The organism is Streptomyces sp. NPDC020597 (genome assembly GCF_044335095.1).
Lineage (GTDB): Bacteria > Actinomycetota > Actinomycetes > Streptomycetales > Streptomycetaceae > Streptomyces.
In genome coordinates, this window is sequence record NZ_JBIRUL010000022.1 from 19,935 (window position 1) to 43,350 (window position 23,416).

The 23,416-nt window shown below is 72.0% G+C and carries 22 protein-coding genes; 9 read left to right on the forward strand and 13 right to left on the reverse strand.

Going from position 1 to position 23,416, the window contains the following annotated elements; all coding sequences use genetic code 11:
• Window positions 1-25: 25 nt before the first annotated feature.
• From ACH4ZA_RS29685 to ACH4ZA_RS29705, 5 genes are read right to left on the reverse strand one after another with little or no spacing between them, the layout of a single operon-like run.
• The gene (locus ACH4ZA_RS29685) at window positions 26-994 is read right to left on the reverse strand and encodes an SCO2521 family protein (RefSeq protein WP_398432453.1); all 969 of its coding nucleotides are present in this window, start codon (window positions 992-994) and stop codon (window positions 26-28) included.
• Between the two features lies 1 nt (window position 995).
• Window positions 996-1,982: an SCO2522 family protein gene (locus ACH4ZA_RS29690; RefSeq protein ID WP_319277372.1), complete on the reverse strand. Its 987-nt coding sequence runs from the start codon at window positions 1,980-1,982 to the stop codon at window positions 996-998.
• Window positions 1,979-2,899 (reverse strand): SCO2523 family variant P-loop protein, encoded by a 921-nt coding sequence (locus ACH4ZA_RS29695; RefSeq protein ID WP_319277374.1) that lies wholly within the window; start codon window positions 2,897-2,899, stop codon window positions 1,979-1,981. Before ACH4ZA_RS29695 ends, ACH4ZA_RS29690 begins: the two co-directional genes overlap by 4 nt.
• Window positions 2,900-2,902: 3 nt before the next feature.
• The gene (locus ACH4ZA_RS29700) at window positions 2,903-4,747 is read right to left on the reverse strand and encodes an SCO2524 family protein (RefSeq protein WP_398432454.1); all 1,845 of its coding nucleotides are present in this window, start codon (window positions 4,745-4,747) and stop codon (window positions 2,903-2,905) included.
• A gap of 42 nt (window positions 4,748-4,789) precedes the next feature.
• Window positions 4,790-5,569 (reverse strand): SCO2525 family SAM-dependent methyltransferase, encoded by a 780-nt coding sequence (locus tag ACH4ZA_RS29705; RefSeq protein ID WP_319277376.1) that lies wholly within the window; start codon window positions 5,567-5,569, stop codon window positions 4,790-4,792.
• Between the two features lie 203 nt (window positions 5,570-5,772).
• On the opposite strand from ACH4ZA_RS29705, the gene ACH4ZA_RS29710 reads away from it, so the two are divergent.
• Complete coding sequence (locus tag ACH4ZA_RS29710; RefSeq protein WP_319277378.1) at window positions 5,773-6,186, forward strand: GNAT family N-acetyltransferase; 414 nt, start codon at window positions 5,773-5,775, stop codon at window positions 6,184-6,186.
• Here the strand turns inward: ACH4ZA_RS29710 and ACH4ZA_RS29715 are convergent.
• Window positions 6,167-6,628 (reverse strand): protein phosphatase, encoded by a 462-nt coding sequence (locus ACH4ZA_RS29715; protein ID WP_319277380.1) that lies wholly within the window; start codon window positions 6,626-6,628, stop codon window positions 6,167-6,169. The genes ACH4ZA_RS29710 and ACH4ZA_RS29715 overlap by 20 nt on opposite strands.
• Window positions 6,629-6,708: 80 nt before the next feature.
• Here ACH4ZA_RS29715 and ACH4ZA_RS29720 point away from each other — a divergent pair, with 80 nt between their 5' ends.
• A complete protein-coding gene (locus ACH4ZA_RS29720; RefSeq protein ID WP_319277382.1) occupies window positions 6,709-7,293 on the forward strand; it encodes a SigE family RNA polymerase sigma factor in 585 nt (194 codons plus the stop codon).
• Window positions 7,241-8,179 (forward strand): hypothetical protein, encoded by a 939-nt coding sequence (locus ACH4ZA_RS29725; RefSeq protein WP_398432455.1) that lies wholly within the window; start codon window positions 7,241-7,243, stop codon window positions 8,177-8,179. Before ACH4ZA_RS29720 ends, ACH4ZA_RS29725 begins: the two co-directional genes overlap by 53 nt.
• Before the next feature lie 23 nt (window positions 8,180-8,202).
• Here ACH4ZA_RS29725 and ACH4ZA_RS29730 read toward each other — a convergent pair whose 3' ends face one another.
• The 5 genes from ACH4ZA_RS29730 to leuA form a co-directional block, all read right to left on the reverse strand.
• A complete protein-coding gene (locus ACH4ZA_RS29730) occupies window positions 8,203-8,880 on the reverse strand; it encodes a response regulator (RefSeq protein ID WP_398432456.1) in 678 nt (225 codons plus the stop codon).
• A complete protein-coding gene (locus tag ACH4ZA_RS29735) occupies window positions 8,877-10,196 on the reverse strand; it encodes a histidine kinase (protein ID WP_319277452.1) in 1,320 nt (439 codons plus the stop codon). Before ACH4ZA_RS29735 ends, ACH4ZA_RS29730 begins: the two co-directional genes overlap by 4 nt.
• 103 nt (window positions 10,197-10,299) lie before the next feature.
• The gene (locus tag ACH4ZA_RS29740; protein WP_398432457.1) at window positions 10,300-12,390 is read right to left on the reverse strand and encodes an MMPL family transporter; all 2,091 of its coding nucleotides are present in this window, start codon (window positions 12,388-12,390) and stop codon (window positions 10,300-10,302) included.
• 143 nt (window positions 12,391-12,533) lie between these two features.
• Window positions 12,534-13,229, reverse strand: a complete 696-nt coding sequence (locus ACH4ZA_RS29745; RefSeq protein ID WP_319277390.1) for a TerB family tellurite resistance protein — start codon at window positions 13,227-13,229, stop codon at window positions 12,534-12,536.
• Window positions 13,230-13,413: 184 nt separating this feature from the next.
• Window positions 13,414-15,135 (reverse strand): 2-isopropylmalate synthase, encoded by a 1,722-nt coding sequence (gene leuA / locus ACH4ZA_RS29750; protein ID WP_319277392.1) that lies wholly within the window; start codon window positions 15,133-15,135, stop codon window positions 13,414-13,416.
• Between the two features lie 344 nt (window positions 15,136-15,479).
• Between leuA and ACH4ZA_RS29755 the strand changes: the two genes are divergently transcribed.
• The 4 genes from ACH4ZA_RS29755 to ACH4ZA_RS29770 are packed head-to-tail and all read left to right on the forward strand — an operon-like array spanning window position 15,480 to window position 19,475.
• Window positions 15,480-16,550: a M4 family metallopeptidase gene (locus ACH4ZA_RS29755; RefSeq protein ID WP_319277393.1), complete on the forward strand. Its 1,071-nt coding sequence runs from the start codon at window positions 15,480-15,482 to the stop codon at window positions 16,548-16,550.
• 21 nt (window positions 16,551-16,571) lie between these two features.
• On the forward strand, window positions 16,572-16,838 hold the full coding sequence (locus ACH4ZA_RS29760; protein ID WP_319277395.1) for a protealysin inhibitor emfourin: 267 nt from the start codon (window positions 16,572-16,574) through the stop codon (window positions 16,836-16,838).
• A gap of 58 nt (window positions 16,839-16,896) precedes the next feature.
• On the forward strand, window positions 16,897-18,219 hold the full coding sequence (locus ACH4ZA_RS29765) for a GH1 family beta-glucosidase (protein WP_319277397.1): 1,323 nt from the start codon (window positions 16,897-16,899) through the stop codon (window positions 18,217-18,219).
• A complete protein-coding gene (locus ACH4ZA_RS29770) occupies window positions 18,216-19,475 on the forward strand; it encodes an MFS transporter (protein WP_319277399.1) in 1,260 nt (419 codons plus the stop codon). Before ACH4ZA_RS29765 ends, ACH4ZA_RS29770 begins: the two co-directional genes overlap by 4 nt.
• 20 nt (window positions 19,476-19,495) lie before the next feature.
• On the opposite strand, the gene era is transcribed toward ACH4ZA_RS29770, so the two are convergent.
• Window positions 19,496-20,449 carry a GTPase Era gene (gene era / locus ACH4ZA_RS29775; protein ID WP_319277401.1) on the reverse strand — a complete coding sequence of 318 codons (954 nt, stop codon included), beginning with the start codon at window positions 20,447-20,449 and terminating at the stop codon, window positions 19,496-19,498.
• Between the two features lie 173 nt (window positions 20,450-20,622).
• Between era and ACH4ZA_RS29780 the strand changes: the two genes are divergently transcribed.
• Entirely contained in the window at window positions 20,623-21,933 is a 1,311-nt protein-coding gene (locus tag ACH4ZA_RS29780; protein WP_319277402.1) for an ammonium transporter, read from the forward strand.
• Window positions 21,930-22,268, forward strand: coding sequence for a P-II family nitrogen regulator (locus ACH4ZA_RS29785; protein ID WP_057574732.1), 339 nt, complete (start codon window positions 21,930-21,932; stop codon window positions 22,266-22,268). The genes ACH4ZA_RS29780 and ACH4ZA_RS29785 overlap by 4 nt, the downstream gene beginning before the upstream one ends.
• Before the next feature lie 10 nt (window positions 22,269-22,278).
• Here ACH4ZA_RS29785 and ACH4ZA_RS29790 read toward each other — a convergent pair whose 3' ends face one another.
• Entirely contained in the window at window positions 22,279-23,316 is a 1,038-nt protein-coding gene (locus ACH4ZA_RS29790) for a WxL protein peptidoglycan domain-containing protein (protein WP_398432459.1), read from the reverse strand.
• Window positions 23,317-23,416: the final 100 nt, after the last annotated feature.

The window sequence follows — 23,416 nt, forward strand, 5'->3', positions numbered from 1 at the left end:
CCAGGTGTGCGTAGATGGTGCCCGGTCAGTGCGAGGTCGGCACCTCATTCCGCAAGGCAATTGCGTGGAGGGCCAGTTGGTCGCGGATGCGCTGCGTGAGGGTGTTCCACTGCCTGCTGTGGCCCGGGTTTCTCTCCAACTCCTGCCATGCGCCGTGCAGGGTTCGGTCGACGCGGGCCCTCGGCATCCACAGGTGCAGCAGGTGGTCGACGAGCGGGCGCAGCACCCGCAGGACAGTCCGGTCGTCCCCGGAGCCCACCCGCAGTCCGTCGAGCTTGTTCGCGACGGTCGTCAGCAGCCAGTCGTGCAGGGCGAGGTCCTCGCACAGACCGGCGACCGCCGCGGGCGCGGCGCCCCTCGGCAGCCGCAGGGCGACGGTGCGCAGGCTGTCGTCGACCATGGTGAACAGCAGGGACGCCTCCTCGCCGTCCTCGGCGGCCGCCGCTGTCCAGCGCAGACTGGTGTCGGTGGTGGTGAGCGGGCTGTCGTGGTCGAGAATCCGGTGCTGCCGGGAGATCCTCGCGAGGAGGCTCTCGGCGATGGAGCCGACGTCCAGCCCGTCCGGCCGGATCTCGGCGAGAAAGCCTTCGGCGACCTGCTGCTCGGGCAACGGGCCGACCGGAACCAGCCATCCGGGCCGGACGAGGTAGTAACCCCAGGGACGACGGCGGTCGGGCCCGGCGGCCGGTGCGCAGAAGTAGGCCGTGGACTGCAGGATCCGGCCCTCGGTGAGTGCCGCGCGGGCCGCTACCGTGCCCACCGCGCGGCTGCGGACGCCCGTGGCGGTGGGCAGCCGACAGTCGACGCCGGTGAGGACGTCCGGGGAGAGGGCGTGCCGGTTGGGGTGCCGGGAGACCCGTACGCGTTCGTCGGCCCGCAGCCGCAGCAGTCGCACGGCGGTCCGCTCGTCCACGGCGTGGCGGGTGGGCAGCAGACAGGTGCGGACCTCTCCGCAGACCAGCACCGGACCGGCGGTGGCGCCCAGGCCGCTCATGTCACAGCCCGGACGGGAACATGTAGGAGGTGCGCTCCACCGGTTCGGGGTGCATGGCGAACCCCTCCGCCGCGGACCGCTCGGCGACCTGCCCGAGCGCGTCGGCGTCGACGAGGACCTGCTCGAGGATCACGCGCACGGCGTGCTCGACCGCCAGGAAGCGGGCGGGAAGCACACTGCAGGTGGCGTACGCCGTGAAGGGCGCCGCCCGCGGGTTGAGGCGCAGCAGGGGCGGCAGGGCGTCCCACTCGGCCGGGAACTCCCGGCCGTCCCACGGGGTGGGGGTGAGCACCGCCCGGCCCCTGTCGCGCAGCAGCCCGAGGCGGACCAGCTGCCAGACGGAGGCGAGGAAGGCGCAGGACCAGGTGCGTTCCTCCTCGGGACCGTTCCACAGTTCGACGTCCAGGAAGACGGAGTGGCCGCGCGCGCCGGTCTCGCTGGGCGGCTGCCAGACCGAGCCGGTCGGGTCCAGGGCCGCGGAGGTGCGCCGGGCGGGGGCGCGGCTGCCGTTGCTGAGCCAGCCGGTGCGGCTGACGGGCGGCCGGAAGCCCTGGCTGCCGGGCGGTGGGGACTCCACCAGCCGGTGCAGGACGGACTCGGCGAGTGCGGCCCGGTCCTGGCGTCCCGGACCGGGCGAGGCGCATCCCGATTCGAGCGCCAGGTAGTCGATGGTCAGCCCGGCCTCCGCGGCGGACTCCACAAGCGGTGGGATGAGTGCGGCCGGGGTGGAGAGCCGGGAGAAGTAGTCGTCGATCAGGAAGCAGGTGCTGATCCTGGGGCGCCTGTCCGCGGGCAGCGGGCCGACTCCGGCCCGGGCGGCCTCCGCCCAGGGCCGTACGGTCCGGAAGTGGCGGCGCAGCCGGTCGGGGCCCTCGAGGAAGTCCTCCATGTACAGGTGGCCCAGTTCGAGGGAGAGATGGGAGAAGGGCACGGATTCCGTGCGCGGATCGGCGCCGGTCTCCCGGAAGGCGGATTCGGGCTGCTTCACGACTGCCCCCAACACGTGTCGTCGGTCACCTTCTGCGCGAGGTCTCCCAAGGCCTGCCAGGTCTCGAGGTTGGCGATCCTGCTGTCGTACACGTCCTCGTCGGTGATGAGGCGCTCCTGCCACTGCAGGACGGGTTCCAGCGGAATGGACGCCAGCACTCGGGTCCTGCCGACACGCTGTGCGGCGGCGAGCTCCTCGAGCTCCCTGTCGCAGTACCGCATCCAGGCGTACTGCGCGGGCGACACCTGCGACCACATGGGCGCCTCCAGCACGGGGACGGCCGCCCGGACGAAACGGATCGAGCCGGTGAGCTCGTCGATCGGGTGACCCATGGCCCTGCCCGTCTCCAGGATGCCCTGTCTGCCGTAGACGAGTTCGGCCGCCGCCGTCACATGCTGGTGGGTCCAGCGGTGGTAGACGAGCCAGCGGTGCTTCAGCCTGCCGAGCCCGCCGCGAGGCGAGGTGGCCGTGAGCACGAGCTCCATCGCATAGCTGCGCCCGGCGCTCAGGTCCACGACGACGAGGTCGAATTCGCGTTTCAGTCTCAGCAGGAGGTCGACGCAGCGTTGGAGGATCTCCTCGTCGGTGACGAATTCCCCGCCGGTGCGGTCGCCGGGGATCAGGACGAGCCGGCCGGATGCGCCGGGCCGGGAACGCAGGGCGGGGTGTTCGGTGCGAGCCCAGACGTCGAAACGCAGGGGCTCCCCGACGGCGCCCCGCAGACAGGCGTGCAGTCCGCGCCCTTCGGCCTCGGCCAGGGCGTCGGGCACGTGGAACACAGCGGCGGCGGTGGGCGATCCGAAGTCGAAGTCCAGGAAGCAGACGTCGTCCCCGCTCAGTGCTCGGTGGTAGGCGAGGTTGGCGCTGGTCACCGAGCGGCCGGTGCCTCCCTTGTCGGAGGCGGCGAAGAGGAGCACGGCTCACACCCCCCGGGCGCGGGCGAGGCTGTCGAGCCGCCCGAGGACTCCGAGTACCAGCGCGAAGGCGGTGCCGGGCTGAACCTCGACCAACTGGCGGGCCCGGCGGAGGTCTGCCTCGATGCTCCTGATCTCCTCCCCCTGGGGGCTCCTGGGGGCGGGGGCGGGATGCTCCTCCTGTTCCCTGCCGAGGAGATGGGCCGCCTCGCTGATCGTGTCCCGTGCCAGCTGGGACAGCTGGACGCTGGGGTTCGCAGGCTGGTCGTAGAGCTTGTGGGCGGCGACCATGCACTCGGTGACGCGCTCGGTGAGATTCCAGGACAAGGGTCCCTGGCGGACGGGTGACGGAGGATGGGCCGCCGGCACGTCGTCCCAGAGGCCGACGCCTTCGCCCTCCTTGATACGACGCGCCCAGACGTGGTCGAGGATTGTCTCGGCGAGTCTGTGCAGGCGGTCCACCGAGGGGATGTCCCGTGACAGGGCGCACAGTTGGACGGTCCGCTTGAGCAGCTGGGTGGAGTAGTCGTTCATCGTCCACGTCATGGCCGGCCCCAGGGATTCGCTGCCGAGCAGCGGCATGGTGACCCCGGGGCTGTGCACGCCGATCGCCGGGGCGGCACGGCTGGCGCCGCCGGTGATCCGGCCGCGTTCGGCGAGGCGTTCCACGACGCCGATGATGCGGCGGAGGTCGTGGTCGCTGGTGGGGCCGCGCATCCGGTCGTGAACGAGGATGGAGACGACGGTGAGCGAGAAGTACTCCGACTCCAACTGCTGGAGCGTGGTGCGCCAGGGGATGTCCTCCAGCGGCCAGACGTCGTCGTCGAAGCGGGCGATGGCGGACCAGTACTGCTGGGTGAGTTCCCACCGCAACCGCAGGGCGTCGCTCAGTTTCTGCTGTTCGGCTGTGAGCAGGCCGAGGACGAGGGTGCGTTCGGAGAAGAGGTCGATGATGCCGTCGAGGGCGACGACGGTGAAGTGGAGGTAGGGCACGGGGCGGGCGACGCCCTGGGGTTGTCCGCCGACGGCCCGGGCTGTCTCCGGCGCCAGGTCGATCTCGGGTGCGCCTTTCACCACGCTCCACGCCCAACCACACTCGAACAGACGCCGTTCGTCGCGTAGTTGGTCTCGGACGTCGGCGTCGAGGCCGAGCCTGAGGCTCTCGGTGATCACCGCGCGCAGCGAGGTGAAGCGGCGCTGGAAGCGCTGCAGGACCTGACGGTCGGAGAGTCGGCCCCGGCCGAGCAGTCGGGCGAGTGCCTGCCCCTGGTCGGAGGCGATGTCGACCACGTCGACGGTGAAGGAGCGCAGCAGGCCCACCATGGCGGCGGTGAGTCGCACGCCGGCGTCCTCCCTGAGCCGGTCGATACGGGCCAGCGTGGACGCCCTCCTGGTCCCGGCCCGGTAGACCTGGCAGAAGGCGAGGGTGGCCAGGCACAGACTCACCGACATGGAGTAGGAGTCGACGACGTCCGCCTTCCGCTGCTCCGCGGAAAGCCGCTGTCGGGGATCGGCCGGGGCGAAGTAGTGGCCGCCGGCGAAGAGGGGCCCGTTCTCGTCGCGATGCCTGTCCATGAAGTCGCCGAGGATCTCGACGAGTCGCGTGGGGATGTCGCCGGCGTCGCCCACGTTCCTCAATGCCTTCGCCACATCCGGCTCCGTGACGTCCGGGGTGTCGAGGCGGAACGCGGGGATCTCGGTGGCGGGGTAGAGAAGGCAGAGCAGCCGCTCCGCGTCGGCCACACTGCTACGGCCGCCCCACTCCCCCCACGACCACTCCCCGCCGTCGAACGAGTGCCGGGCGACGGCCTGCCACATGTCCAGCAGATGCTGACGTGGCTTGATCTGCATTCTGTGCCCCCTCACAGATCTCTTCGTCTCCGGAAGGACCGCTCAGGAGTTACCCGTTCGGCGGAAACCGCAAGCAAGGATCATGGACGTGTAACCCGGTCGCACCTCCCCCGGCTCGCCGACCCGGTATATCCGCAGACGCTCGGCGTACCCCCTGATGCTCTCCCGGATGTCGGATTCTCCGACGTCGCACGCGGGAAAGGGGGTTTCTCCCACCCAGTAGCCCTCGGAGTGTTCCATGAACGCCGCCGCGAAGGGCGCGCCCGGGGTGAGGGATCGCAGGAAACACTCGACGCCCTCGTGGAACTCCTCGTAGGAGGAAGAGAGGGATTCCGCGACGAAGAACATGGTCCCGATCTGCCACTGCCCGGGCCGGTCGACCAGCGCGAAGATGTCGCCCTGTTCGACGCGGGCGACCTCACCGAACCGTTCCCACGGTCCTTCGGCCATCTCGGCATAGGCGGCGTCCAGGCACAACTCCCGCCAGAAGGCGTCCCAGCCGTGATCGTGCCGGTCGAACTGCTGCTTCAGATAGTGCAGGTTCGGCGTCGACCGGTCGAGCAACGTGATCTCGTCGCACCAGGGGAGCATCGTGAACGTCGGATAGAGATTGGCGCCGGCGCCGACATCCACGCCTCGGACCCGCAGTCCCGGGAATCCGCGGAAATGATCACTGAAGTGGGTGCGGACGATCGACATGATCTCCGCGTCGACCGGGAGCACGGTGCGATAGTTCTTCCGGACGTAGTCCACGGGGTCGAAGGCGTCCCATTGCGCCTCCGCGTTCAACTGCGCCGGTTTTCCCGATGATCCGAAAGACATGCCCCACGGTATCAACAGGGCCGATCTCTGGCCTCTGTTGAATCCCGATCGCCTTATGAGGGCGGAGGCACAGGGGGCGCATGGCAGCACTCGATGTGACCGGGTTGATCCCGGTACTTGAACGGCCCGGATCACTGGGCAATTCTGGTTCGATGCCAGCGACTCGCCCGTCCCTACGGGTACGCACAGCCCTCGAGCAGGACATGTCCGACATCGTCCTCCTGGACCGTGAGGTGTTTCCCGACCTGCCCTACCCCTATTTCGTCCTGCGTCAGCTCCTCGACGCCTTCAAGGACCACATGTTCGTGGTCCACGACGGCGACCGCCTGGGCGGATACGTGCTGGCCACACCGCCGAACGAGGGGCAGAGCTGGATCCTGACCCTGGGCGTCGCACCCGGCATGCGCCATCGCGGGCTGGGCCGGCAGCTGATGAGGGAGGCGCTGGACCATCTGCGGGCCGAAGGCGCGCGCACCGCCCGCCTCGGGGTGAGACCGGAGAACGTCACCGCCATCAGGCTCTACATCTCCCTGGGGTTCACCCCCGACCCGGGCGGCCCCCGCCACGACTACTTCGGCCCCGGCGAGGACCGGCTGCTCATGACGTTGGCTCTGTAGGAGCGCCGAACCGTCGCACATACGCCTTCTGCCAAGGCGTCTCCACCGCGTGGCGGTCGTAGTGGCGGCGGACGAAGTCGACCGCCGCCTGCGGGGGGACGCCGTCCAGGACGGCCAGGCAGGCGAGGGCGGTGCCGGTGCGACCGCGGCCGCCGGCGCAGGCGATCTCCACGCGCTCGTCGGCCGCCCGGCGCCACGCCTCGGTGAGGGCCGCGCGGGCGTCCCTGCGGTCGGCGGGAAGGCGGAAGTCGGGCCACCGGAGCCAGCGGGACTCCCAGGGCGCCCCCGCAGGACGCCGGCCGAGCAGGTAGAGGCCGTAGGCGGGGGCGGGCGCCGACGGGTCGAGCGGGCGGCGCAGGCCGCGGCCGCGGATCAGCCGGCCGGAGGGCAGCGCGAGCACTCCGGGTGCGTCCTCACTCCAGGCCCATGCGTCCTTCTCCATCGCTCCACTCAAACGTGTTCACGGGAACCGGGCAACCGATTGCGGCCCACCGGTGGTCTGGGGGGCGAGGAGGGTGCTTGATGCAGGCCGAACAAGAGGACCGGTTCCACGAGTTCGTCAGAGCGCGGTGGTCCCGGCTGGTGCGAACCGCGTATCTGCTCACCGGGGACGTCCATCACGCGGAGGACCTGACGCAGACCGCGCTGGCCAAGGCGTACCGGTCGTGGCGGCGGATATCGCGCAGCGACAGCCCGGAGGCGTACGTGCGGCGGATGCTGGTCACGTGCAACAGCGACCGGTTCCGCAAGCGGCGGGTCACCGAGGCGCTGACCGCGGCGCCCCCGGACCGGGCGGGGCTCGACGAGAGCGCGGGCCGGGTGGAGGAGCGCGGCTCGCTGCTCGCGGGGCTCGCCCAACTGCCGCCCAGACAGAGGGCGGTGGTGGTGCTCCGGTACTGGGAGGACCTCTCCGAGGCGGAGGTGGCCGAGGTACTCGGCTGCTCGACCGGCACGGTCAAGAGCCAGGCGTCGAAGGGTCTGGCGAAGTTGCGAACGTATCCGGGACTGTCCGCGGGCCGCACGCCGGCGGACGGTCGGGGGCAGGGAGACAGCAGTGAACGAGACAGGCGGGCAAGAGGACTTCGGGTTCGAGGAGCGGATGCGTGAGTTGCTCGCGGAGGACGCGTACACCATCAGCCCCTCCCCCGCGCCGTATCCGGCGATCCGGCAGCGGGGACTGACCGAGCGGCGGCGGCGCGTGGCGCTGACGGGAGCGGTGCTGGCGGCGCTGGCCGCGGTGCCGGTGGGGGCGTACGCCGTGGCCGGCGGGCACGGGGGGCGGGGCTCCGACACGGCGGCGCCGAAGCCGTCGGCGGGCGTCCCGGGCGGCACGGCCGCGAACCCGGGCACGACGGCGGGCACGACGGCGGGCGGCGACGCCTCCGGGCCCGCGCGGCCGGCCACGGACGGTCAGCTGCTGGACGGGATCACCTTCGCGCAGGCGGCGGACGGGCTGGCGGCGTGCCTGAAGGCCGAGGGCGGGACTAAGGCCCGGCTGGGCAGGGCCCGGGACTACCGGATCATCCTCGCCGCGAAGAGCACGGGCGACTCCAACGCCCCCGGTGACGGCTTCCACGTCGTCGGCGTGAAGGAACAGCCGGCCGGCTTCCGGGTGGTGTGCGACATCGAGGACGGCGTGGCCTCCGGCGTCAGCGTCAGCTCGGGCGAGGCGAACTCGCCGGCCGCGGGCGTGGTCGTGCCCGATGTGAACGGCGGTGTGCTGTACCAGCAGTCGTTCCTCGACAAGGGGCACTGGAAGCTGCCGTTCCGCTGGGCGGCCATCGGAACCGTCCAGCCGTCGGTGGCCAAGGTGACCGTCTCCTACGGCGACGCGGGCCCGGTCGCCGCCGCCCTCGACCACGGCTGGTTCGTGGCCGCGGGGATGCTGGACCGGCAGGTCGCGCTGGCCCCGCACGTGAAGGGGTACGACGGCGCGGGCAAGCTCGTCTACGACTCCGACACGGACGGCACGTACCGCCGGACGCTGCCCTAGGACGCCTTCCATCCCGGCCGCGGTCACGGTGTGCCCGGCGTCACCAATCCCGACTCGTAGGCGACGATGACCAGTTGGGCCCGGTCCCGGGCGCCCAGCTTGCCCATGATCCGGCTGACGTGGGTCTTGGCGGTGAGCGGGCTGAGGCCCAGCGTCTCGCCGATCTCGGCGTTGGTCAGCCCACGGGCGACGAGGGCGAGCACCTCGCGCTCCCGTTCGGAGAGTCCCTCCGGCCCGCCGACCACGGGCGGCCCGGAGGGGCTGCGCAGGAACCGGGCGATCAGCCGGGCCGTCGGCCCCGGCGACAGCAGCGCCTCGCCGGCGGCGACCGTGCGGATGGCGTCGAGGAGTTCGGCGGGCCGGGTGTCCTTCACCAGGAAGCCGGAAGCGCCCGCCCGGAGCGCCTCGACGATGTTCGCGTCCGTGTCGTAGGTGGTCAGGACCAGTACCCGGACCCCGGCCAGGTCCTCGTCGGCGGCGATCAGCCGGGTCGCCTCGATGCCGTCGAGATCGGGCATGCGGACGTCCATGACGACGAGGTCGGGCCGCTCGCCGCGGGCCGCCGCCAGCGCCTCCCGGCCGGTGCCTGCCTGCCCGACGACCTCCATGTCCGGCGCGGACTCGACGAGCATGGCGAACGCGGCCCGGACCAGGGTCTGGTCGTCGGCCAGCAGCACCTTGATGGTCCGGCCCGCGCTCATCGGCTCTCCTCCGTCGGCAGCACGGCTCTCACCGTGAAGCCCCTCCCGTCGTCCCGCGGCCCCGCGGTCAGCGTGCCGCCGACGCTGCGGGCGCGTTCGCGCATGCCGACGAGCCCGAAGCCCGGCGCGTCCGCGGCGGACCGGGACCGGCCGACGCGCGCGTCCCCGCCCGGGACCGCCCGCGCCCCGGCTCTCGGCGCGGCGCCCCGGACGTAGGCGGCCTGCGCCCCGGCGCCCGTCGTGCCGACGCTCCTCGTGGCGGCGCCCGGAGTGCCGGCGTCGCCCGCCCCGTCGTCGGTGATCTCGACCCGCACCGCGCCCTGTGCCTCGTACACCCGCACCCGCACCTCCACCGGCGCACCGTGCCGTCCGCCGTGCCGGACCGCGTTGGTCAGCGCCTCCTGGACGATCCGGTAGACGGCCGCGCCGACCGACGGCGGCGTCCCGGGCGCCGTCACCGTCACCGAGAGGTCGACCTCCGCCCCGGCCGCCCGCGCCGTCTCCACGAGGTCGGCCAGGCCGTGCAGGCCGGGGAGCGGCCCGCGGGCGTCGGGGGCGCCGTTCTCGCGCAGCACCTCCAGCGTCGTACGGATCTCGGCGCGCGCACTGCGACAGGTCTCGGCGATGTCGTCGAGGGCCTTGGCCACGGCCGCGCGGTCGAGACGCTCGGGGTCCGCCGTCAGGACGTGGGCGGCTACGGAGGTCTGCACGCCGACCAGGGTGATGGTGTGCGCCAGCAGGTCGTGCAGGTCACGGGCGATGCGCAGACGCTCCTCGGCGACCCGGCGGCGGGCCTCCTCGTCCCGGGTGCGTTCCGCGCGCTCGGCGCGCTCCACGATGGCGGCGACGTACTGACGGTAGAAGCGGGCGCTCATGCCGCAGAACAGGACGGCGATGACCCAGCCGGAGATCCGCAGCACCTCCAGCACGCCGTCGGGGTTGGTGAGGGCGTTGGCGACCAGTGTCACGCCGAGGACGCCGACGCCGGTGAGCAGCGTGCGGCGTGCCGTGCCGCTCGCCGCGACGGTGTAGAGCGCCACCATGGTCGCGGCGATGGGCGCGTCGTGATCGTAGTCGAGGACGTGGTACGGCACGATGCAGGCCACCACCGCGAGCAGGACCGCCAGCGGGGAGCGGCGGCGCCACACGATTGACACGTGGCCCGCGATCAGCAGCGTCCAGCCGAGTGCGTGGGGACGGCCCTCGCCGCCGCCGAGGGCGACGGCCGTGGCGAACAGGGTCGTCCCCGCGGCCAGCAGCGCGTCGGTGCGGGTGCGGTGCGGGGCGGTGAAGGGGTCTCGGTTGATCACCGTCATGATCCGCTCGCCCCGCCGGGGTCGCGCCGGTGTCGTGGATTCCTGCACGGGACCATCCTGAGGCAACCGGGCGCCCCTCCGGTCAAGAGGGGCGCCCGGGCGCTCAGGCGAACTGCCGCTCACGTGCGGCGGCTTCGGGCTTTTCCGGCGCACGGGACAGCCGGCCCGGCCACCACACCCTCCGGCCCAGCGCCACGCTCGCGCTGGTCACCAGGTAGGTCCGCACGAGGAAGGTGTCCAGGAGCACGCCCACCGCGATCACGAAGCCCAGTTCGACGAGTTGCACGAGTCCCATGTTCGTCAGGACGGCGAAGGTCGCGGCGAGGACGAGCCCGGCGGAGGCGATGACCCCGCCGGTGGTGCGCAGCGCGGTCAGCGCCGCCTCGTCGGGTTCGGCGCCGCGCAGCGACTCCTCCCGCATCCGGTGCATCAGGAAGATGCCGTAGTCGACGCCGAGGGCGACCAGGAAGACGAAGGACAGCAGACCGAGCCCGGGATCCGTGCCCTCGAACCCGAACACCGGCCCGAACACCAGCCCGCCGAGTCCGAGGGCCGCGCCCCACACCGCCACCACGGCGGCGACCAGCATCAGCGGTGCGACCAGGGAGCGCAGCAGCAGGATCAGGATGAGCAGGACGGAGACGAGGACGATCGGCACGACGACGAGCCGGTCGCGGGCGTTGGCGTCCGCGAGGTCGATCTGCTGGGCGCTGGGCCCGCCCACGTAGGAGTCGGGCAACCGCTTCCGCAGTGCCTCGATCGTCGCCGTCTCGGCTGCGGACTGCGGTGGTGCGGCGGCGGTCACCGCGATCTCCGTCCAGCCTGCCCCGGTACGGCCCCGGCGGGCGTCGGCGACACCGTGCGTGTCCCGGATCGCGGCGAGGGCGGCGTCGGCCCGGCCGGCCGGGGTCAGCACGTCGACGGGCCGGGCGGACTGCTCGGGGAAGGCATCGGCCAGGGTCTGCATGGCGACGACCGACTCGGGCCGGTCGACGAAGGAGTCCTGCTCCCTGACCGCGCCGGGCAGGTTGAGCGCGCCCAGCGCGAGCGCGCCGAGCAGCACGGCGCCGGCCGCCAGAACGGTCCGCGGGCGCCGCCCGGCCGAGGCGCCCATCGCGGCGAACAGCGTCCGGCGTGCCCTGGGCGTGCTGCCGTGGGCGGGAATCAGCGGCCAGAACACGCGGCGGCCCAGCAGGACGAGGAGCGCGGGCAGCAGCGTCAGCATCGTGACGAGCGCGCACAGCACACCCACCGTGCCCAGCGGGCCCATGCCCCGGTTGGAGTTGAGGTCGGCGGCGAGCAGGCACAGCAGTCCGGCGGCGACGGTCCCGGCGGAGGCGAGCACGGCAGGACCGCAGCCGCGCAGCGCGGCCCGCATGGCGTCGTAGGGCCGCTCGAAGCGCCGCAGCTCCTCCCGGTAGCGGGAGACGAGCAGCAGGGCGTAGTCCGTGCCGGCGCCGAAGACGAGGATGGTCATGATGCCCGAGCTCTGCCCCGACACCGTGGTGCCGAAGGTCTGGTTGAGGCCGTAGGCGACGCCCATGGAGAGGTAGTCGGCGATCCCGGCCACCGCGAGCGGCACCAGCCACAGCACGGGGCTGCGGTAGATGAGGATCAGCAGGAGGGCGACGACGCCGACGGTCGTGTAGAGCAGCGGGCCGCCGAGCGAGTCGTAGACCTTGGTGGCGTCCGTGGCCAGCGCGCCCGTTCCGCCCACCTCCACGGTCAGCCCGCCCCGGCTGTGGGCGACGTCCCGTACGTCCTCGACGAACGCGTCCCGCTTGTCCTCGTCGGTGCCGGGCTCGTTGGTCGCGACCGGGTACATGAGCGTGCCGCCGTCGGCGGACGGGACGCCTCGCGGGGCCCCGGTCAGCACGTGGTCCCCGGCGATCCGCGCGAGCTGCTCCTGCGCGGTCGTGCGGTCGGCGGCGGTCAGGCCGCCGTCGCGGTGGTAGACCAGCACCAGCTCGGTGGTCTCGCCGCCGGGCAGCTGCTCCTGGAGTCTCGCGGCCCGGGTCGAGTCGGCGCTCGCCGGCAGGTAGTCGGTGACCCGGTCGTGCTGCACGTCGGCGAGCGAGGCGGCGAACGGCGAGGCGAGCGCGAGCACGCCCGCCCACAGCACGAGCACGACCCAGGGGACGACGCTGCGTCCGCCCTTCGTCCGTCCGGTCCTGATGAAATCTCCGGCCCCCATGAACGGGACCTCCCTTCGGCGCGGCTGTCTGGCTTGCGTTCTCCAGACTTCCGGCGAGGGAGGGGCGGATCGTCGCGCCCGGGGGCGACTTCGGGGGTACTCCCGGGGGCGGCCGGGCCGCCGCCCTACTCCCCGGGGAGTAGTCAGGACGGCGTGCGGGCCGCCGCGAGGAGGCGGGTCACGTCGTCCGCGCAGATCGTCAGGGCCGCGCCCACCGTCGCGAGGACCTCGCGTTCGGCCGGGGTGTACGGGCCGTCCGCGAGGGCGATCCGGGCGCCCTGCAGCAGGATCGATTCGCGTCCGACGGGGGCGAGGTGGGGTGTGAGCGGGTCGAGGGCCTCGTGGAGCTCTATGGCGAGCCCGGGGGCGTACGGCTCGCCGTAGCTGCGGCCGGTGTCGGCGGCCAGCGCGTCGACGAGGGCGGCGAGCTGTTCCTCCGTGCAGTCGGCGAAGCCGGCCGCGCGGACCGCTCCCGCCGCGGTCTCGAGGGCGGGCCGGGCGCAGCCGCCGCCCGCGGACAGCACCGCGAGGGCGACGGTGTGGACGGCGTCGCGGAGCATCGCCGAGAAGCGGACGGTGGTGGGGTGGTCGAGGACGTCGGCGCCGAAGTGCCGGCGGCAGGCCGCGCACTCGACGACCGGGCCGGTCTCGCCGCGCGGCAGGACGGGCACGCCGAGCACGGTGAAGCGGCGCTGGCCGGTGAGCCGCTGGTAGTTGCGGTCTCCGCCGCAGCCCGGGCAGAAGAACTCGCCGTCGCCGACGGGCGTCCACGCGGTGCGGGTGCCCAGGATGCGGGCACCCCTGGTGACACGGCCGTCTCGTCCCCGTTCTGGCAGCACGTCGCACCTCCATCAGCCGCGGCAACATCGCCGCACGCCCCCGTGATGTTAGCCACATCATTGAGGTGCAGTCAGCACCCAGGACGAGACCTCTCCGTGACCTCCACGGTCGGATGGCCGATAAACGACGGGGCCCCGGCCGCCGGGTACGGCGGCCGGGGCCCCAAACCACTGAGGGGGGTGGTCAGCGGCTCGCGCGGTTGACGGCCGAGACGACCGCCTTCAGCGAGGCGCGTGTGGTGTTCGCGTCGATGCCGATGCCCCACAGGACCTTGTCGCCGATGGCGCACTCGATGTACGAGGCGGCCTGCGCGGAGGCGCCTTCGCTCATCGTGTGCTCCTGGTAGTCAAGGAGGCGTACGTCGACACCCACGTTCGCCAGGGCGTCGAAGAAGGCCGAGATCGGACCGTTGCCGGTGCCGGTCAGGACGGTGTCCTCGCCGTCGACCGTGGCCTCGACGGTGAGGGTGTCCACGCCGTCGGTGTCGGTGGTCGACTGGCCCGTGCGGACCTGGATGCGGCCCCAGGGGTTCTCCGGGTTCGGCAGGTACTCGTCCTGGAAGACCGCCCAGATGGCACCGCCCGTGACTTCGCCGCCCTCGGCGTCCGTCTTGGCCTGGATGAGCTTGGAGAACTCGATCTGCATCCGGCGGGGCAGGTCCAGCTTGTGGTCGTTCTTCAGGACGTACGCGATGCCGCCCTTGCCGGACTGCGAGTTGACGCGGATGACGGCCTCGTAGGAGCGGCCGACGTCCTTGGGGTCGATCGGCAGGTACGGGACGGCCCACTCGATGTCGTCGACGGTGACGCCCTTGGCGGCCGCGTCGGCCTCCATGGCGTCGAAGCCCTTCTTGATGGCGTCCTGGTGGGAACCGGAGAAGGACGTGTAGACCAGGTCGCCCACGTACGGGTGGCGCGGGTGGACCTCCATCTGGTTGCAGTACTCCCACGTGCGACGGATCTCGTCGATGTCGGAGAAGTCGATCTGCGGGTCGACGCCCTGGGAGAACAGGTTCATGCCCAGGGTGACCAGGTCGACGTTGCCGGTGCGCTCGCCCTGCCCGAACAGGCAGCCCTCGACGCGGTCGGCGCCCGCCATCAGCGCCAGCTCGGCGGCGGCGACGGCGGTGCCGCGGTCGTTGTGCGGGTGGACGGAGACGACGACGTGCTCGCGGCGGGAGAGGTTGCGGCTCATCCACTCGAAGCGGTCGGCGTGCGTGGAGGGCGTGGAGCGCTCGACGGTGGCCGGCAGGTTCAGGATGATCTCGCGGCCGGGACCGGGCTGGTAGACGTCCATCACCGCCTCGCAGACCTCCAGGGCGAAGTCCAGCTCGGTGTCGGTGAAGATCTCGGGGCTGTACTGGTAGCCGAACTCCGTCTCCGGGCCCAGCAGTTTCTCCGCGTACTCCATGACCAGGCGGGTGCCGTCGACGGCGATCTGCTTGATGTCGTCCTTGGAGCCGCGGAAGACGACCCGGCGGAACACGGGCGCGGTGGCGTTGTACAGGTGGACGGTCGCCCGCTTGGCGCCCTTCAGGGACTCCACGGTCCGCTCGATCAGGTCCTCACGGGCCTGGGTCAGTACGGAGATCGTGACGTCGTCCGGGATCGCGCCCTCTTCCTCGATGATCGAGCGCACGAAGTCGAAGTCGGTCTGTCCGGAGGCCGGGAAGCCGACCTCGATCTCCTTGTAGCCCATCTTGACCAGCTGGTCGAACATCCGGCGCTTGCGCTCGGGCGACATGGGGTCGATCAGGGCCTGGTTGCCGTCGCGCAGGTCGGTGGAGAGCCAGCGGGGGGCGGCGGTGATCCGGTTGTTCGGCCAGGTGCGGTCGGGGATGTCGACCTGGTCGTACCGCCCGTACTTGTGGATCGGCATCTGGCTGGGCTGCTGGCGGTTCGCCATGGGCTGTTGGCTCCTCGGGGTGACCGGAGAAAGTCCGGACGGAAGGACGGCCGACACGCAACACCAAGCTCCGCGGGGAGGGGGTCGGCCTCGACTACAGGCCCTCGCCGCGGCAGCTAAGGAGAAGCAGCCCGAAACGCATAGTGCTCCGCAGCCTAGCCGAGCCGCATCTGTCGCGGTGGTCCGTATCAGTATGCGGGACCACCGGGAGCAACTGAAGAGAAAAGGGACGAAACGTGCGCCATACCACGTGAAGCCAGGAATCTGCCGTGTTTGTCACCGTTTTTCACCGATCATGGTTGCCTGTCGTGACAGTCGGGTCACACAGTGCAAAGGTGCCGGGCATGACGACCCACGGGGGCTTCGAGCCCGTCTTCTGCACCGTCGTACCGCCGCACCTCCTGCACCGGCTGGCGCACAGCGACGACCCCGCGCTCTCCGGTCCCGCCCGGCGCACCCTCCTGCGCGACCAGGAGCTGCGCGGCCTCCGCCAGGTGACCACCGAGTTCCGCCTGGCCGCCGCCCCGGCCGTGAAGGCCCCCTCCGACCAGCCGCTGCGCACGATCTACGACTGCGGGCACGGCACGGACCTGCCCGGCGACAAGGTCCGCTCCGAGGGCCAGGACCCCGGCCGGGACGCGACCGTCAACCGTGCCTACTCCGGGCTCGGCGCCACCTTCGACCTCTATCTGAAGGCCTACCGGCGGCACTCCATCGACGACGACGGCCTGCCGCTGGACGCCAGCGTCCACTACGACGAGGGCTACAACAACGCCTTCTGGAACGGCGAGCAGATGGTGTTCGGCGACGGCGACGGCGAGATCTTCCTCGACTTCACCAACTCCGTCGACGTCATCGGGCACGAGCTCACCCACGGCGTCACCCAGTACACGGCGAACCTGACCTACTACGGCCAGCCCGGCGCCCTCAACGAGTCGATGTCCGACGTCTTCGGCTCGCTCATCAAGCAGTACTCGCTCGGCCAGACCGCCGCCGAGGCCGACTGGCTGATCGGCGCGGGCCTGCTCGCCCCGGACGTCACCGGCTCCGCCCTGCGCTCGATGAAGGCCCCGGGCACCGCGTACGACGACGACGTCCTCGGCAAGGACCCGCAGCCCGCGACCATGGACGAATACGTCCGCACCAGCCGCGACAACGGCGGCGTGCACATCAACTCGGGCATCCCCAACCACGCGTTCTACCTGGCCGCCGCCGCCCTCGGCGGATACGCCTGGGAGAAGGCGGGTCAGATCTGGTACGACGTGCTGACCGGCGGCGAGCTCGCGGAGAAGGCCCCCTTCACCGACTTCGCCGCGCTGACGGTGAAGGCGGCGCGCGAGCGGTTCGGCGACGGCGGCGACGAGTTCCAGGCCGTGCAGAAGGCGTGGGAGCAGGTCGGGGTGCGGATCCTGTAGTTCCGTACTACACAGGGACCCATGCGTATTCAGGTGAGGCGCTCGGGCGGGTTCGCGGGCATCGAGCGGCAGGCCGAGGTGGACACGGCGGGGCGGCCCGACGCCGGCGAGTGGCACGCCCTGGCCGCGCAGGCGGTCGCCGACGGCCGGGGCACGCCCCCGCAGGGCGTGCCCGACGGCTTCCGTTACGAGATCACGGTGGACGGGCGGACCGTCCACGCGGCCGACCCCCGACTGACCTCGCAACAGCGCGAGCTGATCACGAGAGTGCTGAAGGAAGGCGCCTGACGGGCAGTTCCCGTAAGGGCGTTGACTTCCTTACCCATCGGTAAGGATGATCCCGACCATGGCGAACGATCCGCGCGAGGCGGCGCATCCGATCCCCCGGTTCCCGGCGGACTTCCTGTGGGGCGTGTCCACGTCCGCACACCAGATCGAAGGCTCGGCGGACGAGCGCGAAGCGTCCGTCTGGGACGTCTTCACGGCCGAGCCGGGACGGGTGAAGGACGGCTCCACGGCGGCGGTGGCGTGCGACCACGTCCGCCGCCACGCCGAGGACGTGGCCCTCCTCGCGGGGCTCGGCGTCAACGCCTACCGCTTCTCCGTCTCCTGGCCGCGGGTCAACGCCCCCGGCGGCCTCGACTTCTACGACCGGCTCGTGGACGAGCTGCTGGCGGCGGGCGTCCGCCCGGTGCCGACCCTCTTCCACTGGGACCTGCCGGCGGACCTCGACTGGCTGGAGCGGGACACGGCGTCCCGGTTCGCGCAGTACGCGTCCGTCGTGGTGGACCGGCTCGGGGACCGCGTCACGAAGTGGATCACCCTCAACGAGCCCGCCGAGCACACCCTGCTGGGCCACGCGCTCGGCACCCACGCGCCCGGCAAGCAGCTCCTCTTCGACGCGCTGCCCGCCGCCCACCACCAGCTGCTCGGCCACGGTCTCGCCGTGCAGGCGCTGCGCGCGGCCGGCGCCGCGGACATCGGCATCGCCAACTCGCACGGCCCGACCTGGCCGGCCTCGCGGGAACCCGCCGACGTGGAGGCGGCGGCGTTCTACGACGTCCTGCTCAACCGCCTGTTCGCGGAGCCCCTGCTGCTCGGCGAGTACCCGGAGGGCCTCGGCGAGCTGATGCCCGGCGACGTCGCGGCCGACCTGAAGATCATCGGCGAGCCGCTCGACTGGTACGGCGTCAACTACTACGCCCCGACCCGGGTGGGCGCCCCGCAGGGCACGGAGATCGAGTTCGGCGGGATCACCATGCCGGCCGAACTCCCCTTCTCCGTCCAGGAGATCGAGGGCGTCCCGGTGACCGACTTCGGCTGGCCGGTCGTCCCCGAGGGTCTGACCGAGCTCCTGACGACCTTCAAGGACCGCTACGGCGACCGCCTCCCGCCGGTCGTCATCACCGAGAACGGCTGCTCCTACGAGGGTCTCGACGACCAGGCCCGGATCGCCTACCTGGACGGCCACCTCCGCGCCCTGCACCGGGCCATGGAGGCGGGCGTCGACGTCCGCGGCTACTTCGTCTGGTCGCTGCTGGACAACTTCGAGTGGGCGGAGGGCTACGCACGGCGCTTCGGCCTCGTGCACGTCGACTTCGCGACGCAGGTACGCACCCCGAAGGCGTCCTACGCCTGGCTGCGGGACGTCCTCCAGGCGCAGAGATGACGACGGCGGACAGGGCCCCGACGGCCGCCCTGGCCGAGCCCGTCGAACGGGTGGGCCGCGGCTGGACGTCGGCCCTGTCCCTCGCCAACGGGGCGATCTGGGTGGGCTGGTACGGCCCCCTGCAGATCCTGCTGGCCTCCCAGGCCGAGGACTTCGCACCCGGCTCCGGCATGTCGAAGGAGGCGATGCTGGCCTGGGTGACGGGCGTCGGAGCGGTCGTCTCGCTGGCGGCGAACCCGCTCTTCGGCGCGCTGTCGGACCGCACGACGTCCCGCCGGGGCCGCCGCACCCCGTGGATCGTGGCCGGGACGGCGGGCGGCGCCCTGTCGCTGCTGCTGCTCGCGGGGGCACGCGGGGTCTGGACGATGGCGCTGGGCTGGTGCCTGGTGCAGCTCACGCTGAACGCGGCCTTCGCGGCGGTGACGGCGGCCGTCCCCGACCGGGTCCCCCGGCTCCAGCGGGGCTCGGTGGGCGGTTGGCTGGGCGTGGCGCAGATCCTCGGCGTGGTCGGCGGCACGGGGCTGGCGACGGCCGCCGGGGGCGTCGGGGCGGGATACACGGCGTGCGCGCTCTTCACGGCGCTGGGCGTGCTGCCGTACGTGCTGCGGTACGAGGATCTGCGGCTGGCGGAGGAGGACCGGCCGCCCTGGTCCTGGCGGGGCTTCGCGGCCGGCTTCTGGCTGAGCCCGCGCCGATACCCCGACCTCGGGTGGGCGTGGCTGACCCGCTTCCTGATGAACCTGAGCAACGCGCTGGTGCTGCTCTACCTCCTGTACTACCTGCGCGACCGCCTGCACCACGCCGACCCCGAAGGGGGCGTGCTGATCCTCACGGCGGTGAACGGGCTGACGCTGCTCGCCACCGTCGTCGTCGGCGGCGTCTGGTCGGACCGGCTCGGCCGGCGCAAGCCGTTCGTGATCTGGTCGGGCGTGCTGATGGCGGCGGCGACGGCCATGCTGGCGGTCTGGCAGACCTGGCCCGGGGCCGTCGTGGCGGCGGCGGTGCTGGGCGTCGGCTTCGGCGTGTTCACCTCGGTCGACTTCGCGCTGATGACGGACGTGCTGCCGAAGGCCGGGGACCGGGGCAAGGACCTGGGCGTCATCAACGTGGCCAACGCCCTGCCCCAGGTCGCCGCGCCCGCCCTCGCCGCCCCGATCGTGACGTACCTGGGCGGCTACCGGATGCTGTACCTGGTCTCCGCCGTGATCTGCCTGGCGGGAGCGGTGCTGGTGGGGCGGATCAGAGGGGTGGACTGAGACACCGCCCGGCAGCCGCCTCAGAAGCCCAGCTTGCGCAGCTGCTTGGGGTCGCGCTGCCAGTCCTTGGCCACCTTCACATGGAGGTCCAGGAAGACCGGCGTGCCCAGCAGCGCCTCGATCTGCTTGCGGGACTTGATGCCGACGTCCTTCAGTCGCTTGCCCTTGGGGCCGATGATGATGCCCTTCTGGCTGGGGCGCTCGATGTAGATGTTGGCGTGGATGTCGAGGAGCGGCTTCTCCGCGGGCCGGTCCTCCCGCGGGAGCATCTCCTCGACGACGACCGCGATGGAGTGCGGCAGCTCGTCGCGGACGCCCTCCAGCGCCGCCTCGCGGATCAGCTCGGCGACCATCACCTGCTCGGGCTCGTCGGTCAGGTCGCCCTCGGGGTAGAGCGGCGGGCTCTCGGGGAGCATCGGGACCAGGAGGTCGGCGAGCAGCTCGACCTGCTGGTCGCCCACCGCCGAGACCGGCACGATCTCCGCCCACTCGAAGCCCAGCTCCTTGCCGAGCTGGTCGATCGCGATGAGCTGTTCGGCGAGCGCCTTGGAGTCCACCAGGTCGGTCTTGGTGATGACCGCGACCTTCGGCGTGCGCTTGATCCCGGCCAGCTCCTTGGCGATGAACCGGTCGCCGGGGCCGAGCTTCTCGTTGGCCGGCAGACAGAAGCCGATGACGTCGACCTCGGCCCAGGTGGCGCGCACGACGTCGTTGAGCCGCTCGCCGAGCAGGGTGCGCGGCTTGTGCAGCCCCGGCGTGTCCACGAGGATCAGCTGGGCCTCCGGCCGGTGCACGATGCCCCGCACGGTGTGCCGCGTGGTCTGCGGACGGTTCGAGGTGATCGCCACCTTCTTCCCGACCAGAGCGTTCGTGAGGGTGGACTTGCCGGCGTTGGGGCGGCCCACGAAGCAGGCGAAGCCGGCACGGTGGACGGACTCGGCCGACTGCTCGGGTGACTGGTTGCGAACGCTCATGGCCCCCATTCTCCCTGATCCGGAAAGCACCGCCGTACACACGAGCGGTCGGGCCCCGGACGGTGAGCTCCCGGAAACCTCCACGCAACGAAACGTTGCGGAAACACACCCGTGCACTGGAGGAAACGCAGGGCGGTGACCCTCTGACGAGCCCCCGCATCGTTGGAGACATCGTGACTCTGGCCGCCGCCCACGCGAACACCGGCGACACCGCCTGGCTGCTCGCCGCCACCGCTCTCGTCCTGCTGATGACCCCGGGACTGGCCCTCTTCTACGGCGGCATGGTCCGCACGAAGAGCGTCCTCAACATGCTCATGATGAGCTTTGTGTCGATCGCCCTGGTCACGGTGGTGTGGCTGGCGGCCGGCTACTCCCTGGCCTTCGGAGAGGACGCCGGCGGCGGCCTCATCGGCGGGCTCGAGCACGCCGGGATGGCCGGCCTCGGCCCGGACAGCGTCCAGGGCACGGTCCCGACCCTGCTGTTCGCCACCTTCCAGCTCACCTTCGCGATCATCACGGCCGCGCTGATCAGCGGCGCGATCGCGGACCGGGCGAAGTTCGCGGCCTGGCTGGTCTTCGTGCCGGTCTGGGCGCTGCTCGTATACGTTCCCGTCGCGCACTGGGTGTGGGGCCCGGGCGGCTGGATCCTCGAGCGGCTCGGCGCGCTGGACTTCGCGGGCGGCCTGCCCGTGGAGATCACGTCCGGGGCCTCCGGTCTGGCGTTGTGCCTGGTGCTGGGCCCGCGGCTGGGCTTCAAGAAGGACGCGATGCGTCCGCACAACCTGCCCATGGTGATGCTCGGCGCCGGCCTGCTGTGGTTCGGCTGGTTCGGCTTCAACGCCGGTTCCGCGCTGGGCGCCAACGGACTGGCGGCAGCGGCCTTCCTCAACACGCTGGCGGCCGGCTGCACCGGCCTGCTGGGCTGGCTCTTCGTCGAGCAGAAGCGCGACGGCCACCCGACGACGCTGGGCGCGGCGTCCGGCGCCGTCGCGGGCCTGGTGGCGATCACGCCGTCCTGCGGCTCGGTCTCCCTCCTGGGCGCGCTGGTCGTGGGCCTCGCCGCCGGCGTCGTCTGCTCCTACGCCGTGAGCTGGAAGTTCCGGCTCGACTACGACGACTCCCTCGACGTGGTCGGCGTCCACCTGGTCGGCGGCGTCATCGGAACGCTCCTGATCGGCGTCTTCGCCGTGGACACCATGACCGGCGGCCCCGAGGGCCTGCTGCACGGCGGCGGGTTCGGGCAGCTCGGCAGGCAGCTGGTCGCGGTGATCGCGGTCGCCGTCTACGCCTTCACCGTGACCTACGGCATCGGCAAGCTGCTCGACCGCACGATCGGCCTGCGCGCCGACGAGGACCACGAGCACACCGGCCTGGACCTTACGGTGCACGCCGAGACGGCATACGATCACGGCGTCCTGGGCCACGGCGCCCCGGTCTCCGCGCACTCCGTCCCCTCCGCCCAGAAGGTCAAGCCACACGCATGAAGCTCATCACCGCGATCGTCAAGCCCTACCGCCTCGACGAGGTCAAGACGGCCCTGCAGGAGCTCGGCGTGCACGGTCTGACCGTGACCGAGGCCAGCGGCTACGGCCGGCAGCGCGGCCACACCGAGGTGTACCGGGGCGCCGAGTACCAGGTCGACCTCGTGCCCAAGGTCCGTATCGAGGTCGTCGTCGAGGACGCCGAGTCCGAGGCCGTCATCGACGCGATCGTGCGCGCCGCGCACACCGGCAAGATCGGCGACGGCAAGGTGTGGGCGCTCCCGGTCGAGACGGTCGTCCGGGTCCGCACGGGCGAGCGCGGCCCGGACGCGCTCTGACCTCCGCGCTCTAACCCCCGGCGGTCTGGCCGGTTCTCGTCGGCCGGTGAGCGGGGGGCGGCTGTGCGCCGCGGCCGGGCCGTGTGACGCCGGCGCCCCGGGCCCCGTCGGGGCGGCTTCGCCGGCGCCGTCGGACCAGGAACCACACCCCTGCGGCGATGCCGGCCGCCACGACCGCGAGGACCAGCCACGGCGCCGTCACGAACGACGCCGTCGCCGACTCCTCGGTCCTCGTGGCGGTCGCCGTCAGCTTCACGTCCGTCCGGTCGAGGTGGGGGGCGTCGGTCCAGCGTTCGGTGAGCCGGACGCGCTGGCCGGGGAGGAGCTGGGAGGGCACCTTCGTCAGGCGGCGGTCGAGGAGGGTGCGGCCGAACAGACCCCGCGCCGTCAGCCGCACCTTCGGATCGAGGGTGACGTTGCCGGTGTTGTGCAGGGTGTAGGAGATCGTCGCGGTGCTGTCGCCGAAGCCCGGCACCAGCGGCTGGTGGTGGCCGATCCGGACGTCCTCGACGGCGAGCGCGGGCAGGGTGGGTCCGCCGACCTGGAGGTAGACGCGGGCGGCGACCGCCCGCTGCACGCCGAGCGCGACCGAGCCGTCGCCCCGCTCGACGCGTTCGTCGAGGGCGACGACGGCCCCCGGATGGTCGCCCGGCTCGGCGCCCTCGGGCACCCGGACGGTGAACGGCACGGTGACGGTGCTGCGGCCGGGGACGGTGATCCGGTCCCGCGGCAGCTCGGCCCACGCGCCCACGCCCCGCATCCGCTCCCCCAGCGACCGGACGGCGAACCCGCCGTCGCGCGCGGTGTTGTACGCGTCGGCCGCGTACAGCCGGAAGGTGAGGGGCGCGTCGGTCTTGTTGGCGACGACGACCTTGTCCTCGATCGTCTGGCCGGGATCCGCGGAGACGTAGAAATAGGGCCGCGCTGCGACGGCCGAGGCGACGGGGTACACGGACCAGCTGCCGTTGTCGGCGGCCCGTGCGGGCGCGGGCGCGGCCAACAGCAGGCACAGGAGGAACGGCAGGAGGAGGACGTACGGCTTGCGCATGGGTGCGGACCCCCCACGGACGGGCTGCGACGGCGGCTGGGTGGACGGGCGGGTGCGGACCTGTGGGGCGGGCGCCCGGCCACCGGTGGAAAGGGTGCGT